This is a genomic window from Ancylobacter terrae, from assembly GCF_045108345.1.
In the GTDB taxonomy this organism is placed as follows: Bacteria; Pseudomonadota; Alphaproteobacteria; order Rhizobiales; family Xanthobacteraceae; genus Ancylobacter.
Genome location: NZ_JBJGXH010000001.1, coordinates 1593973 through 1608014, shown reverse-complemented (window position 1 = coordinate 1608014; position 14042 = coordinate 1593973). Strand labels below are relative to the sequence as shown.

The window sequence follows — 14042 nt, the reverse complement described above, 5'->3', positions numbered from 1 at the left end:
GAAAAGCAAGGGTGATCTTATGAATTGTGCTTGTTCATAAGATCATTATGATGTCTCCCCGTGGAGGAGCGGCGGGACAGCGCGGCGCATCTCCCGCTCCGGCAAGGGAGATACGGTGTGCTGAAGCTCGGCTACAAGGCCTCCGCGGAACAGTTCGGGCCCCGGCAATTGCTGGACTTCGCGGTCGCCGCCGAGCGCCACGGCTTCGATTCCGTTTTCGTCAGCGATCATTTCCAGCCCTGGCGCCACACCGGCGGCCATGCCCCGGCGGCGTTTCCCTGGCTCGGCGCGCTCGGCGCGTCGACCTCCCGCATCGTGATGGGCACCAGCGTCCTCACCCCGACCTTCCGCCATCACCCCTCCATGGTGGCGCAGGCTTTCGGCACGCTCGGCGCCCTGTTCCCCGGCCGTGTCATCCTTGGCGTCGGCTCGGGTGAGTCGCTCAACGAGGTGCCGGCGACCGGCGCCCCATGGCCGGAGATGAAGGAGCGTTTCGCGCGGCTGCGCGAATCCGTGCGCCTGATCCGCCAGCTCTGGAGCGAGGAGCGCGTCTCCTTCGAGGGCGAGTATTACAAGACCGAGCGCGCCACCATCTACGACCGTCCCGATACGCCCGTGCCGATCTACATCGCCGGCGCCGGCCCGATGGTGGCGAAGTTCGCCGGTCGCGCCGGCGACGGCTTCATCTGCACCAGCGGCAAGGGCTGGGACCTCTATCGCGAGACGCTGCTGCCGAACGTCGCCGCGGGTCTCGAAGCCGCCGGCCGCGACGGTGCCGGCTATGACCGCATGATCGAGATGAAGGTCTCCTTCGACACCGACCCCGCCCGCGCCTTCGAGGATACCAGGCTATGGGCGGCGCTGGCGCTCTCGCCCGAGGAGAAGATGTCGGTCGAGGATCCGCTGGAGATGGAGAAGCTCGCCGATGCGCTGCCCGCCGAGCGGGCGGCCCGGCGCTGGATCGTCTCCGCCGACCCCGACGAGCATGTCGAGAAGATCCGCCCCTATGTCGAGCTCGGCTTCCGGCATCTCGTGTTCCATGCCCCGGGCGAGGATCAGGAGCGCTTCATCCGCCTCTATTCCGAGCGGGTCTTCCCGAAGCTCCGCGCGGCGTTCGGCTGAACGGCCATGGCGATGGGGGGCATCTGGGCGCTCGTGCCGGTCAAGGAGTTCAGCCGGGCCAAGCACCGGCTGGCTCCCGCGCTGCCGCCCGCCGCGCGCGCCGACCTCGCCCGCGCCATGCTCGAGGACGTGCTGGCGGCACTGGCGGGAACGCCCGGCCTCGCCGGCATTCTCGTCGTCAGCCGCGAGCCCGAGGCGTGGTCGCTGGCCCGTGCCGTCGGGGCGCAGGCGATCGCCGAGCCGGCCGGGAGCGATCTGAACGCCACGGTCGCGGCCGGTATCGGCCATCTGGCGAGGCTCGGTGCGGCCGGCATGCTGGTCGTGCCCGGCGACATCCCCGCCGCAACGCCGGCCGAGTTCGCCAGTCTGCTCGCCGCTCATGGCGAGGGCCGCGCGGTGACGCTGGTCGCCGCCCGCGACGGCGGCACCAATGCGCTGCTGGCCGCCCCGCCCGATCTGCTGCCGGTCGCTTATGGGCCGGCCAGCTTCGAACGGCACCTGCTTCACGCCCGCGCCGCCGGCATCGAGCCGCGCGTGCGGGAGCTGCCGGGCATCGGTCTCGACCTCGACACCCCGGACGATCTGGCGCGCTTCCTGCTGCGTGACGCGCCGACGCGTACGCGCCAGTGCCTCGGGCGGTGGCGCGCGGGGCCCGCGATCGGCCGGTCCCGGCTCATCGAGCGCGGCGCGGCGTCCGACCCAGGCCCCATGCGGCAACAACGGAACAGCGGGAGATAGGCGATGGCCCAGTTCGTTCTCGTCCACGGCTCCTTTCATGGTGCATGGTGCTGGGAACGACTGATCCCGCTGCTCCGCTCCCGCGGCCACGACGTGGTGGCGCCGAACCTGCCCGCCAGCGGCACCGATACGGCGCCGCCCGAAAATGTCAGCCTCGATGCCTATGCGACGCGCATCGCCGCGGTGATCGACGGGCTGGCCGGGCCGATCGTGCTGGTCGGCCACAGCATGGGCGGCATCGTCGCCGCGCAGGTGAGCGAGCGGCGCGCGGACCGCCTCGCCGCCACCGTCTACGTCAACGGCCTGCTGCTGGGCGATGGCGAGACGCTGCTCGGCTTCCTCGACGCCCATGCCGATGCCGGCGTGGAGGACCTCGTCCTGAAATACATGCGCGTGTCCGAGGACGGCGCCACCGCGACCTTCCCGCCGGAAGCGGCGCCGGAGGTATTCTACAACACCGCCGCGCCGGCGGATGCCGCCTGGGCCGCCGGGCATCTCACCCCCCAGCGCACCCGCATCTACCGCGACCCGCTGGCGCTTACCCCCGCCCATTTCGGCCGCGTGCCGCGCTTCTACATCGAAGGCCTGCGCGACAACGCGGTGTCGATCGGCCTTCAGCGGGCCATGACCGCCCGCACGCCCTGCCAGCGCATCTACACGCTCGACGTCGACCACTCGCCCTTCCTGTGCCAGCCGGCGGCGGTGGCGGACATTCTGGAGGAGGTCGCCGGCCTCACTGCCTGAAGCGGCGTCGCTCTGCCGAAATCATAGGCAACGTTAGGTAAGCAAGGGTGACGGAGGCTTGAACGCCGCCACCGAACAACGCGCCGAACCGCCTATTTTCCTGAGTGTCTATACACCAGCACACTTTGGCACAGAACTTGGATTGATCATTGGCATAGGTCGGAGTCGCTAATGTCCTCGATTGCCTTTGTCTCGGTCTCCAAGCGTTACGGCGAAGTCGATGCCGTGCGCTCCCTCGATCTCGCCTGCGGCGCCGGCGAGATGCTCGCGCTGCTCGGCCCGTCGGGCTGCGGCAAGAGCACCACGCTGAAGATGGCGGCGGGCATCGAGGGCGTCTCGTCCGGCGAGATCTGGTTCGGCGAGCGCCCGGTCTCCCGCCTCGCCCCCGGCGAGCGCAACATCGCCATGGTGTTCGAGGATTACGCGCTCTACCCGCGCATGACCGTGTGGGAGAATGTCGGCTTCCCGCTGAAGGTGCGCGGCATCGCCGGCCAGCCGGCCTCCCAGCGCATCGGCGAGGTGCTCACCCTGCTCGGCCTGCGCGACATGGCCGACCGCGACGTGAAGGGGCTGTCGGGCGGCGCGCAGCAGCGCGTCGCGATCGGCCGGGCGCTGGTCCGCGACCCGGAAGTGATCCTGTTCGACGAGCCGCTCTCCCATCTCGACGCCGACCAGAAGGTGCAGCTGCGCGCCGAGATCAAGCGCCTGCAGAAGCTGCGGCAGGTCACCTCGATCCTCGTCACCCACGACCAGACCGAGGCGATCGCCATGGCCGACCGGGTGGCGGTGATGAATCACGGCGTGCTGCAGCAGGTCGGCCCGCCGCAGGAACTCTATGAGCGCCCGGCCAATCTCTTCGTCGCCAATTTCATCGGCGAGCCGCCCATGAACCTCGTTCCCGCGGAGTTCGGCGGCGAGGGTGCGCTCGCCGGGCGCGGCTGGAACGTGACGCTCGGGGCCGACCGTACGGCGCCGCTGGTGGCGCGGCAGGGCAGCCGGCTCATCGCCGGCATCCGCCCCGAGAACATCGGCGTCCGCGCGCCGGAGGCCGGGGGCGGGGCGCGCGGCGTCATCCTCTATCGCGAGCCGCGCGGCGATGCCGACGTGCTCACCGTGAAGCTGGACGGGGAGGGCGACATGCTGGTCGCCGAGATTCCCGGCCCCGCGCCGTGGCGGGCCGGCGATGCGGTCGCGCTCGATCTCGCCGCCGACCGGATGCGGGTCTTCGATGCCGAGAGCGGGCGCAACCTGGAGGTCGCGGCATGAACGCGCCGACGCGGATCGAGGCGGTCGCCGCCGGCACGGGGTTGGTGGTGCGCGGCATCGGCAAGAGCTTCGCCTCGGCCAAGGCGGAGCGGGTGCAGGCGCTCGCCGATATCGGCCTCGAAGTGGCGCCCGGCGAATTGCTGGCGCTCACCGGCCCGTCGGGCGCGGGCAAGACCACGCTCTGCCGCATCCTCGCCGGGCTGGAACGGCCCGACTTCGGCACGCTCCGGCTGGACGGCAGCGACTTCGCGTCGGTGCCGGCGGGGCGTCGCCGGGTCGCGCTGATGTTCGAGAGCTACGCGCTCTATCCCCATCTCACCGTCCGCCAGAACGCGCTGTCGCCGCTCACCGCGCCCGGCGCGCCGGCGGGAATGGATGCCGCCGCTGCAGCGAAGCGGGTGTCGGAGATCCTCGATCTGCTGGAGATCGGCCATCTCGGCGAGCGCCTGCCGGGCGCGCTGTCGGGTGGGCAGAAGCAGCGCGTCGCGCTCGCCCGCACGCTGGTGCAGCAGCCGACCCTGTTCCTGCTCGACGAGCCGATCTCCCACCTCGACGCCAAGCTGCGGCATAAGCTGCGCGGCGAGGTGCGCCGCCGGCTCGCCGCCCAGCCGGCGCCCGCCATCTGGTCGACGCCGGACGGCATGGAGGCGCTCTCGGTCGGCGACCGCGTCGCGGTGATCGACCAGGGGCGGATCGAGCAGGTCGGCACGCCGGAGGACATCTGGCTGCGGCCGGCGACCGTGAAGGTGGCGCGCCTGATCGGCGACCCGCCGATGAACCTCATTCCCGGCCGGCTGGAGAGCCAGGGCGACGCGCTCTTCCTCGTGCGCCACGACCTGCGCATCCCGCTCCCCGCTCATGTCGCCCGCCATGCCACGCGCGGCGAGGTGACGCTCGGCGTGCGCCCGGACGCGCTCGGCTTCGCGGACCCCGATGCGCCGGGCGCGGCGCGGGCGGAGATCTATTCCAACGAGCCTTTCGGCAAGCACGCCATCGTCACGCTCGACCTCGGCGGGCTGCTGGTGAAGGCGAAGACCGGCATGGAGACGGCGGCCGCCCTCGGCGAGGGCGTCGGCGGCGGCATCGGCCGCCCGGCCGGCCTGCACCTGCCGGCCGAGGGCGTGATGCTGTTCGACGGCGCGAGCGGGCGGGCCTTGCCCGCGCCGGCCTGAGAACGGTGCGTAGGGCGTTGCCGAACCAATAACCGCTGAAGACGGAACAGAGGGACAGAGCGATGAAGAGCAGGATCTGGTGTTTCGCGGCCGCCCTGGTCGCGACGACGGCGCTGACGGCACCCATGGTGATCGCCGGCGCGCAGCCGGCGGCGGCGCAGGAGGCGAGCTTCTACGCGGAGGCGGCGAAGCCCTACAAGGGCGTCACCATCCGCGTGCTGGACGAGATCACCCCGCTGCAGGAGACCTTGTCGAAGATCGTGCCGGACTTCGAGAAGGAGACCGGCATCAAGGTGGAGTGGGAGTTGCTGAACCACTTCGAGGTGATCAACAAGGGCCAGGCCGACATGCTGTCGGGCCGCGGCAACTGGGACGCCATCATGCTGCACGGCGCCCAGCTCGGGCCGATGCTGTCGGCGAAGGTCATCCTGCCGCTCGACAAGTTCATCGCCGACCCGAAGCTGACCAACCCGAACCTCAACCCGACCGACTTCATCCAGGCGCCGTACAAGACCACCGCCTTCTACGGCGGCAAGCAGTACGGCTTCATCAACTGGAACTACAACAACGTCTACTGGGCCCGCGCCGACCTGCTGAACGACCCCGGCGAGCAGGCCGCCTTCAAGGCGAAGTACGGCTATGACCTCGCCCCGGCCAAGACCATCGAGCAGATGCGCGACATCGCCCAGTTCTTCACCCGCAAGAAGGGCGAGATGCTGGCCGGCAAGCCGCTCGACAGCGATTTCTACGGGATCGTGCTCGAAGGCATCAAGGGCGGCTCGACCTTCTCGAACCTGTGGGTGAACTTCGTCGAGAACTTCGGCGGCGAGCTGTTCGACGCCAAGGGCATGCCCCATTTCGACAGCCCCGAGACGGTCGCGGCGCTGAAGATGTGGCGCGAATTGTGGACCTACGCCCCGCCCGGCATCGCCGAATACTCGCTGGTCGACGTGCCGACCGTGATGGGCAACGGCATCGCCGCGCAGACGCTAGCCTGGTCGGACTTCGTGCTCGGCATCGACAAGCCCGGCGTGTCGCCCTTCGCCGGCAAGTTCGTCTACGCCCCGGTGCCGGTGAAGGCGGGCCGCGAGGGCAAGCGCTTCGCCGACGCCGAGCCCTCGGTCACCGTGATCTCCGAGGCCTCGAAGAACCCCGAGGCGACCTTCCTGTTCCTGCAATGGCTCGCCGACAAGCGCCAGCAGGACAAGCTGATCGAGCTCGGCAAGGGCGGCGTGCCAGTCCGCGAGAGCTCCTGGGCGCTGCCGGCGATGAAGGACGGGCCGAACCCGACCCTGTTCGCGGCGATGAAGTCCTCCCTCGACGTCGCCACGGCGCGGCCGAAGATGGAGAAGTACCCGGAGATGTTCGACGCCATGAGCGGCATCGCCCAGCAGGTCGGCCTCGGCAAGATGACGCCCGAGCAGGGCGCCAAGGAAGGCCAGGCCATTCTCATGAAGCTCTGCGGCGGCAAATCCTGCCTGCTGTGAGCCTCGCGCTCGCCTGAAAGCGGCGCCGCGGCGGACCCTCCCGCCCGGCGCCACGCCTCCGGGACGCCGTCGCGCCCCGCGCCCTCCGCCCCATCCCGCCGGCCGGCACCCCCGGCCGGCGCCCGACCGATCCGGAGAGCCTGCCCATGTCGGCGACGACCGAAGCCGCGCCCGCCCTCGCGCCCCCCGCGCCGACCATGCGCGAGAGCCGCTGGTACCCCTATCTGCTGATCGCGCCCTCGATGATCACGCTGGTGGTGGTGTCGCTGGCCCCATTCATCTACGCCATCTATCTGAGCTTCCACGACGCGAAGTTCGGCCGGGTGCGGGACTTCATCGGCTTCGACAACTACGTCACGCTGCTGACCGATCCGCGCTTCTGGAACTCCATCGGCGTCGCCGCGACCTTCGTCTTCATCGCCGTGCCGATCGAGTTCATGCTCGGCCTGATGGGCGCGCTGGTGCTGAACCAGAACGTGCGCGGGCGCTCCATCCTCATACCCTTGCTGTTCATGCCGACCATGATGGCGCCGATCGTGGTCGGGCTCCTGTGGAAGATCATGCTGGCGGGCTCGTGGGGCTTCCTGTCCTACAACGTGCTGGAGCGCTTCAACATCCTCGGCGAGACCTCGGTCTTCGCCTCGCCCGAGCTCGCCCTCTACGCGCTGATCTTCGTCGACATCTGGCAGTGGACGCCCTTCATGATGCTGGCCTTCTTCGCCGGCCTGCAGGCGCTGCCCCTCGGCCCCTACCGCGCCGCCGCCGTCGACGGGGCGAGCTCGCTGCAGGTGTTCTTCCACATCACCCTGCCGATGATGACGCCGCTGCTGGCGGTGATCGGGCTGCTGCGCTTCATCGACGCCTTCAAGGTGTTCGACACCATCTACATCCTCACCAATGGCGGGCCGGGCACCACCACCGAGACCCCCTCCATCCTCGCCAACAAGATGACCTTCGAGTTCTGGAACATCGGCGAGGCCTCGGCGCTCGCGGTGCTGGTGTGGATCGCCTTCTTCGCCTTCTGCACGCTGTTCTACCAGGTCGCCAAGAAGCGACTGAACGCCTTCTGAGGGAGCCGGACCATGGCCGAAGCGATCAACCGATCCGACAACAGCCGCGCCGTGCTCTGGACCACGGTCGTCGTCGTCTACGCCGCCATCGTGCTGTTTCCCATCTTCTGGATGGCGCAGATGATGATCAAGCCGAACGACGCCATGTTCGCGCGGCCCACCCAGTGGCTGTTCGTGCCGACGCTGGATCACTTCAGCTACGTGATCGAGCAGGGCTTCCACTGGAGCCTCCTGACCTCCTTCGTGCTGTGCACCGTCTCGACCGCGCTGGTTGTGCTGATCGGGACCCCGGCGGCCTACGCCTTCGCGCGCTTCGAGATGAAGGGCAAGGACGACCTGTTCCTGTTCATCCTCGGCTCGCGCATGGCCCCGCCGGTGTGCCTCGTCATCCCGTTCTACCTGATCTACGCCAAGGTCGGCCTGCTCGACAGTTTCCTCGGGCTGACGCTCGCCTACATGACCTTCAACCTCTCCTTCTATGTCTGGGTGCTGCGCTCCTTCTGCCGCGACCTGCCGGTGGAGCTGGAGGAGGCGGCGGCGCTGGAAGGCTGGTCGCGCCCGCAGATCTTCCGCCGCGTGGTGTTCCCGCTGCTGCGCAACGGCATCGTCGCCACCGCCGTGCTCTGCTTCATCTTCGCGTGGAACGAGTTCCTGTTCGCCTTCATGCTCGGCGGCAAGGGGGTGCAGACGCTGCCCGTCTACATCCCCAAGCTCATCACCTCGCAGGGCGTGCGCTGGGGCGAGATGGCGGTGGTCGGCATGACCGCGCTGCTCCCCGTTCTCGCGGTCGTCTTCGTCTTGCAGCGTCACATCGTGCGCGGGCTCACGCTCGGCGCCGTCAAGGGGTGAGGGGAGAGATCACCATGGCCGAACATTTCCTGCCCTCCCTCCCCGGCAACGTGCAGTGGGGGCTGTGGGACGCGAGCGTGCCGCCCGTGCTCACGGTGAAGTCGGGCGACCGCGTCGTCATCGACACGCTGTCCGGCGAGCCGGAGGACCTGCCCGATCCCTCGACCGGCCTTTCCGTCCTGCCGGACCATCGCGCCGTGCTGGAGAGCACCCCGCGCGGGCCGGGCCCGCACATGCTCACCGGCCCGGTCTACGTCGAGGGGGCCGAGCCCGGCGACGTGCTCGAAGTGCGCATGCTCGACATCAAGTACCGCACGCCCTGGGGCTGGAACCTGCAGGCGCCGTTCTGGGGCACGCTGCCCGAGGATTTCCCGGAGCTGCGCCGGCTCCACATCCCACTCGACATCGCCCGCAACGTCGCGCTGCTGCCCTGGGGGCAGGAGCTGCCGCTCGACCCGTTCTTCGGCAATTTCGGCGTCGCCCCGGCGCCGGAATGGGGGCGGCTGTCGTCCACCCAGCCGCGCGTCTTCGGCGGCAACATGGACAACAAGGAACTGGGCGTCGGCACGACGATCTATTTCCCGGTCTTCGCGCCCGGCGCGCTGTTCTCGGTCGGCGACGGCCACGGCGTGCAGGGCGACGGCGAGGTCTGCCTCACCGCCATCGAGACGCCGCTGACCGGCACCTTCGAGTTCCATGTGCGCAAGGACATGAAGCTGACCACCCCGCGCGCCGAGAAGGCCGACAGCTGGGTGACGATGGGCTTCAACGAGGATCTCGACGACGCCGTGAAGGAGGCGCTGCGCGACATGATCGCGCTCATCCGCGCCCATTCCGGCCTCTCGGCGCAGGACGCCTACACGCTCTGTTCGCTCGCCGCGGACCTACGCGTCACCCAGACCGTCGACGTCAACAAGGGCATCCACTGCGTGCTGAAGAAGGCGCATCTGCCCGCACGCCGGTAGATCTCATCCCGAAGGAGGTGCCTATGGGAAAGCTGCGCTTCGGCATCTTCATGCCGCCGTGGAATTCGCCGCCGACACAGAACATCACCGTCTCGCTTCAGCGCAATCTCGAGACCATCCAGCTCATCGACCGGCTCGGCTATGACGAGGCCTGGGTCGGCGAGCACCATTCCGCCGGCAGCGAGATCGTCGCCGATCCGATGGTGTTCCTCGCCCATGCCGGTGCGCTGACGCGCTCGATCAAGCTCGGCACCGGCATCGTGCCGCTGCCCTACCACAATCCCTATCACGTCGCCGACCGCATGATCCTGCTCGACCATTTGCTGCGCGGGCGCTTCATGGCCGGCTTCGGGCCGGGCGGCCTGCCGAGCGACGCGGCCATGTTCGGGCTCGACCCGCGCGAGCTGCGCCCCGCGCTCGACCATGATCTCGGCGTGCTGATGCAGCTGCTCACCAGCACCGAGCCGGTGACGGCGAAGACCGACCGCTACAATCTCGTCGACGCCTTCTGCCAGGTCGCGCCCTATACCGACCCGGTGTTCGACGTCTGCGTCGCCGCCACCCGCTCGGAGGCCGGCCCCCGCATCGCCGGCAAGCACGGGCTCGGCCTGCTCTCCACCGGCGTCATCTCGCCGAAGGAAGGCATGCCCGCGCCCCCGCTGCACTGGGACGCCTATGAGGAGGAGGCGCTGAAGGCCGGCCACGTGCCGGACCGCAAGCGCTGGCGCCTCGTCGTCAACATCCATGTAGCGCCGACCCGCGAACAGGCGGTCGAGGACATGCGCTACGGCTTCGACGCCTTCTGCGAATACACCCAGCGCACCATCGCCATGCCCTCCATCACCGCCCAGGGCGACACCTTCGAGGAGCGCATCGCCTGGATGAACGAGACCGGCATCGGCGTCATCGGCACGCCGGACGACGCCATCGCCTTCCTCAAGCGCCTGATGGGCCGCGCCGGCGAGGCGGGGTGCATCCTGATGCTGGCGCATGACTGGGCCAACTGGGAGGCGACGCAGCGCCATTACGAGCTGTTCGCCCGCCACGTGGTGCCGCACTTCCAGCCGAGCCTCGCCCGCCTCGTCGAGGCCGAGCGCCGCTCTCAGGCGCGCCACGCCGGCGACCTCGTCCGCCACGCCGAGGCGATCAACGCCTGGCTGCCCTCCGACCAGAAGCTCTCCGTCCCGTCCTGAGGGAACCGACATGACCGCCCCGATCGCCCACAAGGATCCCAAGCTCCCGCCACCGATCGCCCTGCCGGAGGGCGAGGAATGGGTCGGCGCGCTGCGCACGTTCAGCCCGCATGTCGCGCAAACGCTGGTCGCCGCCGCCCGCGCGCTCTACCCGCATGAGGGCCTGCCCGAGCGCATCTATCGCCGCGTGGTGGCGCAGTTCGACCGCATGGCGCTCGCCGCGCCGGCGGCGGCGCAGAGCTTCGCGCAGTTCGTCGATCTCATCGACACCCAGCTGCCGCTGCCTTTCGTCGAGCTTTCGGAGGGCTACCGCGTGCAGGTGCTGAAGGCGATCGAGGCGAGCCCCGCCTTCCGCCTCGTGCAGCGCTCGACGGTGCGGTTCCTCTATGACGACGTCGAGGTGTGGGGGGCCTTCGGCTACGAGGGCGCCGCCGTGCACCTCGGCGGCTACGTCACGCGCGGCTTCGACGATCTCGACTGGCTGCCCACCCCGCCCGCCGGCAGCTACTGAGCGTCGTGACCTCGTCATCCCGGCCGAAGCGTAGCGCGGAGCCGGGATCGTCCTCCATCCTGCGCGCGATCCCGGCTCGGCCTTCGGCCGTCCGGGATGACGGTGTGAAGATTTCGAGCCGATCTCAGGAGCTGATCCCATGGCGAATTACGATCTCGACGATGCCGGCGTCGTCGTCATCATCGGTTCCGGTTCCGGCGGCGGCACGCTCGCCAACGAGCTGACCCAGCGCGGCGTCGAGGTGGTGCTGCTGGAGGCCGGCCCGCACCTCACCGCCGAGGATTTCGTCAACGACGAATGGGCCGGCTACGAGATGCTGTCCTGGCTCGACAAGCGCACCGCCTCCGGCACCTGGCGAGTGGCGAAGGACCACCCGGTCACGCCGAGCTGGCATTGCAAGGTGGTGGGCGGCACCTCGGTGCACTGGTCGGCCTGCTGCTACCGGCTGATCGAGGACGAGATGCGTGCCCGCACCGTCTATGGCGACGTGCCCGGCACCACGCTGATCGACTGGCCGATCACGCTGGCCGAGCTGGAGCCCTGGTACGACCGCGCCGAGGCCAAGATGGGCGTTACCCGCACCAACGGTTTGCCGCCGCTGCCGCCGAACAACAATTTCAAGGTGATGCACGCGGGCGCCAAGGCGCTCGGGCTGAACGTCTCGACCGGCCGCCACGCCGTCAACTCCATCCCCTATGACGGCCGCCCCGCCACCATCCAGGACGGCTTCACCATCACCGGCGACAAGGTCGGCTCGCGCTGGTCGACGCTCAACGTCGAGATCCCGCGTGCGCAGGCGACCGGCAGGCTGGACCTCAGGCCCGAGAGCCGCGCCATCTTCATCGAGCACGACGAAGCCGGCAAAGCATCCGGCGTCGTCTATGTCGACGCCGCCGGCGTGCGCCGTCGCCAGAAGGCGAGGGCGGTCGTGCTGGCCGGCAACTGCGTCGAGAGCCCGCGCCTCCTGCTGCACTCGGCCAGCGCGCGCTACCCGAACGGCCTCGCCAATGGCTGGGGCCATGTCGGGCGGCATTACCTGCGCCACCTGATCCAGACCGTGTGGTCGATCTTCGACAAGCCGGTGAACATGCACCGCGGCGAGCTGATGACCGGCTTCATCGACGATTTCAGCCGCCACGATGCCGCGCGCGGTTTCGCCGCCGGCTATTATATCGAGCTGAACTCGATGGGCCTGCCGACCACCGCCGCCTTCCTCGAGCCCGGCTGGTGGGGCCGCGATTTCGTCTCGGTGATCGAGCAGTACCGCAACATGGCCGGCATCTTCATGACCGGCGAGGACATGCCGCAGGCCGACAACCGCGTCACCCTCACCGACGAGCTCGACGCCTTCGGCGTGCCGGTGGCGAACATCCATTATGACGACCACCCCAACGACCTGAAGATGCGCAGCCACGGCTACAGGACGCTGGTCTCGATCCACAAGGCGGCGGGGGCGAAGCGCTCGATCGAGGCGCCGGCCTACCCGGCGAGCCACAATCTCGGCTCGAACCGCATGGCGGCGCGGGCGGAAGACGGCGTGGTCGACGGCTGGGGCCGCTCGTTCGAGGTGCCGAACCTGTTCATCGCCGACGGCTCCAATTTCGCGACGGGCGGCGCCTGCAACCCGACCCTGACCATCGTCGCGCTGGCGATGCGGCAGGCGGAGTTCATGGCGAAGCAGATGGCGGCGGGGGAATTGTGAGCCTGGCGCGATGAGCGAGGCGTTCACCGAACCGACGCTGTCCTACTGGCAGGACCTGCACGCCGCCGTTCCCGCCGGCTACTCCCCCACGCCGCCGCACCGGTTCGGCTATCCGGTGACGCTGCCGGACGGGCGCATCCTCGTGCTGCCGCTGCGGGCGCTGCCGGACGGGCGCCACGCCGTCGCCTCGCTGATCGCCAATCAGGCCTCGCACCACGTCGTCGCCGCGCTCGCCGGCTTCATGGCGGCGGCCGCGCGCGACCTCGCCCCGGACGTCGTCGTCGGCCTGCCGACCCTCGGCCTCGCCTTCGCCGCGCCGGTGGCGGAGCGGCTCGGGCAGCCGCGCTACGCCCCGCTCGGCTATTCGAGGAAGTTCTGGTACGCGGACGAGCTGTCCGAGCCGGTCGCCTCCATCACCTCGCCGGAGGCGGGCAAGCGGCTGCGGCTCGATCCGAACCTGCTGCCGCTGGTCGCGGGCCGGCGCGTCGTCATCGTCGACGATGCCATCTCCACCGGCACCACCCTGCGCGCCGCCGTGCGACTGTTGAGCCGGCTCGGTGCCGAAATCGCCGGCATCGTCGTCGCCATGAAGCAGACCCGCCGATGGCAGGCGCCGCTCGCCGCGCTGGCCGGGGAGGGGATCAGCCCGCCCCCGGTCGGCGCCGCCTATGGCTGCCCGCTCTTCGCGCGCGGGGAGGGCGGCTGGTGGCCGGTCGAGGGCACGCTGCCCGACTAGAGCCCTTTCCGATCCGGCGCAATCGCCGGATCGACAGGAAGGCGCTCTCGATTCAACGAGCTGGAGCATGTTCCGATCGCAAGAGCCGTCCAACTCTTGCGGAACATGCGCGCGCGACCGGCTGCGGTTCGAGCCCCCGTCCGCGGGGCGGTGCTGTCCACAGCCGGCACTCCCCGGGCTTGCCCGAACGTCCCCGACCGGCCCAGACTCGCCGCGACATCGGCTGGAGAGGAGGAACCACCATGCCACGTCTCGCCCTCGCGACATTCGCCGTTCTGCTCGCCGTTTCCGCGCCCGCGGCGGCCGGCCCGATACAGGATCTGCTGGACAAGGGTTTCCGCGTCGTCGGCGTCTCGCCCGGCCAGCAGCAGGATCCGATCATCTTCCTGGGCCGCGACAGCGAACTCGTCGCCTGCCGCAGCTACATCATCATCCGCCAGCAGGTCGGCCAGCCCCAGTGCGCGCCGGTGAAGTAAGCCCCCCGCGC

At 69.5% G+C, this 14042-nt stretch carries 14 protein-coding genes; all 14 read left to right on the top strand.

Going from position 1 to position 14042, the window contains the following annotated elements; all coding sequences use genetic code 11:
* Positions 1 to 117 precede the first annotated feature (117 nt).
* Positions 118 to 1122 carry a glucose-6-phosphate dehydrogenase (coenzyme-F420) gene (fgd, locus tag ACEUEL_RS07710; RefSeq protein WP_405703731.1) on the top strand — a complete coding sequence of 335 codons (1005 nt, stop codon included), beginning with the start codon at positions 118 to 120 and terminating at the stop codon, positions 1120 to 1122.
* Positions 1123 to 1128: 6 nt separating this feature from the next.
* Positions 1129 to 1860, top strand: coding sequence for a 2-phospho-L-lactate guanylyltransferase (gene cofC / locus ACEUEL_RS07705; RefSeq protein WP_405703730.1), 732 nt, complete (start codon positions 1129 to 1131; stop codon positions 1858 to 1860).
* 3 nt (positions 1861 to 1863) lie between these two features.
* Positions 1864 to 2604, top strand: coding sequence for an alpha/beta fold hydrolase (locus ACEUEL_RS07700; RefSeq protein ID WP_405703729.1), 741 nt, complete (start codon positions 1864 to 1866; stop codon positions 2602 to 2604).
* Positions 2605 to 2775: 171 nt separating this feature from the next.
* Positions 2776 to 3870 (top strand): ABC transporter ATP-binding protein, encoded by a 1095-nt coding sequence (locus ACEUEL_RS07695; protein ID WP_405703727.1) that lies wholly within the window; start codon positions 2776 to 2778, stop codon positions 3868 to 3870.
* Entirely contained in the window at positions 3867 to 5042 is a 1176-nt protein-coding gene (locus tag ACEUEL_RS07690; protein ID WP_405703726.1) for an ABC transporter ATP-binding protein, read from the top strand. Before ACEUEL_RS07695 ends, ACEUEL_RS07690 begins: the two co-directional genes overlap by 4 nt.
* Positions 5043 to 5104: 62 nt before the next feature.
* Positions 5105 to 6529 carry an extracellular solute-binding protein gene (locus ACEUEL_RS07685; RefSeq protein WP_405703725.1) on the top strand — a complete coding sequence of 475 codons (1425 nt, stop codon included), beginning with the start codon at positions 5105 to 5107 and terminating at the stop codon, positions 6527 to 6529.
* Between the two features lie 146 nt (positions 6530 to 6675).
* The gene (locus ACEUEL_RS07680) at positions 6676 to 7599 is read left to right on the top strand and encodes a carbohydrate ABC transporter permease (RefSeq protein ID WP_405703723.1); all 924 of its coding nucleotides are present in this window, start codon (positions 6676 to 6678) and stop codon (positions 7597 to 7599) included.
* A 12-nt stretch (positions 7600 to 7611) separates the two neighbouring features.
* Positions 7612 to 8448 (top strand): carbohydrate ABC transporter permease, encoded by an 837-nt coding sequence (locus tag ACEUEL_RS07675; RefSeq protein WP_405703722.1) that lies wholly within the window; start codon positions 7612 to 7614, stop codon positions 8446 to 8448.
* 14 nt (positions 8449 to 8462) lie between these two features.
* Positions 8463 to 9413: an acetamidase/formamidase family protein gene (locus tag ACEUEL_RS07670; RefSeq protein WP_405703720.1), complete on the top strand. Its 951-nt coding sequence runs from the start codon at positions 8463 to 8465 to the stop codon at positions 9411 to 9413.
* A 23-nt stretch (positions 9414 to 9436) separates the two neighbouring features.
* Complete coding sequence (locus ACEUEL_RS07665) at positions 9437 to 10606, top strand: LLM class flavin-dependent oxidoreductase (RefSeq protein WP_405703719.1); 1170 nt, start codon at positions 9437 to 9439, stop codon at positions 10604 to 10606.
* Positions 10607 to 10616: 10 nt separating this feature from the next.
* A complete protein-coding gene (locus ACEUEL_RS07660; RefSeq protein WP_405703718.1) occupies positions 10617 to 11117 on the top strand; it encodes a hypothetical protein in 501 nt (166 codons plus the stop codon).
* 139 nt (positions 11118 to 11256) lie between these two features.
* Positions 11257 to 12819, top strand: a complete 1563-nt coding sequence (locus ACEUEL_RS07655) for a GMC family oxidoreductase (protein WP_405703717.1) — start codon at positions 11257 to 11259, stop codon at positions 12817 to 12819.
* A gap of 10 nt (positions 12820 to 12829) precedes the next feature.
* Positions 12830 to 13555: a phosphoribosyltransferase gene (locus ACEUEL_RS07650; protein ID WP_405703715.1), complete on the top strand. Its 726-nt coding sequence runs from the start codon at positions 12830 to 12832 to the stop codon at positions 13553 to 13555.
* Positions 13556 to 13797: 242 nt separating this feature from the next.
* Positions 13798 to 14031: a hypothetical protein gene (locus tag ACEUEL_RS07645; protein ID WP_405703713.1), complete on the top strand. Its 234-nt coding sequence runs from the start codon at positions 13798 to 13800 to the stop codon at positions 14029 to 14031.
* The last annotated feature ends 11 nt before the right edge of the window (positions 14032 to 14042 follow it).

Coding starts and splice junctions, on each gene's coding strand:
- cofC (WP_405703730.1), top strand. CDS start 1,129: ATGGCGATGGGGGGCATCTGGGCGCTCGTGCCGGTCAAGGAGTTCAGC.
- ACEUEL_RS07700 (WP_405703729.1), top strand. CDS start 1,864: ATGGCCCAGTTCGTTCTCGTCCACGGCTCCTTTCATGGTGCATGGTGC.
- ACEUEL_RS07695 (WP_405703727.1), top strand. CDS start 2,776: ATGTCCTCGATTGCCTTTGTCTCGGTCTCCAAGCGTTACGGCGAAGTC.
- ACEUEL_RS07690 (WP_405703726.1), top strand. CDS start 3,867: ATGAACGCGCCGACGCGGATCGAGGCGGTCGCCGCCGGCACGGGGTTG.
- ACEUEL_RS07685 (WP_405703725.1), top strand. CDS start 5,105: ATGAAGAGCAGGATCTGGTGTTTCGCGGCCGCCCTGGTCGCGACGACG.
- ACEUEL_RS07680 (WP_405703723.1), top strand. CDS start 6,676: ATGTCGGCGACGACCGAAGCCGCGCCCGCCCTCGCGCCCCCCGCGCCG.
- ACEUEL_RS07675 (WP_405703722.1), top strand. CDS start 7,612: ATGGCCGAAGCGATCAACCGATCCGACAACAGCCGCGCCGTGCTCTGG.
- ACEUEL_RS07670 (WP_405703720.1), top strand. CDS start 8,463: ATGGCCGAACATTTCCTGCCCTCCCTCCCCGGCAACGTGCAGTGGGGG.
- ACEUEL_RS07665 (WP_405703719.1), top strand. CDS start 9,437: ATGGGAAAGCTGCGCTTCGGCATCTTCATGCCGCCGTGGAATTCGCCG.
- ACEUEL_RS07660 (WP_405703718.1), top strand. CDS start 10,617: ATGACCGCCCCGATCGCCCACAAGGATCCCAAGCTCCCGCCACCGATC.
- ACEUEL_RS07655 (WP_405703717.1), top strand. CDS start 11,257: ATGGCGAATTACGATCTCGACGATGCCGGCGTCGTCGTCATCATCGGT.
- ACEUEL_RS07650 (WP_405703715.1), top strand. CDS start 12,830: ATGAGCGAGGCGTTCACCGAACCGACGCTGTCCTACTGGCAGGACCTG.
- ACEUEL_RS07645 (WP_405703713.1), top strand. CDS start 13,798: ATGCCACGTCTCGCCCTCGCGACATTCGCCGTTCTGCTCGCCGTTTCC.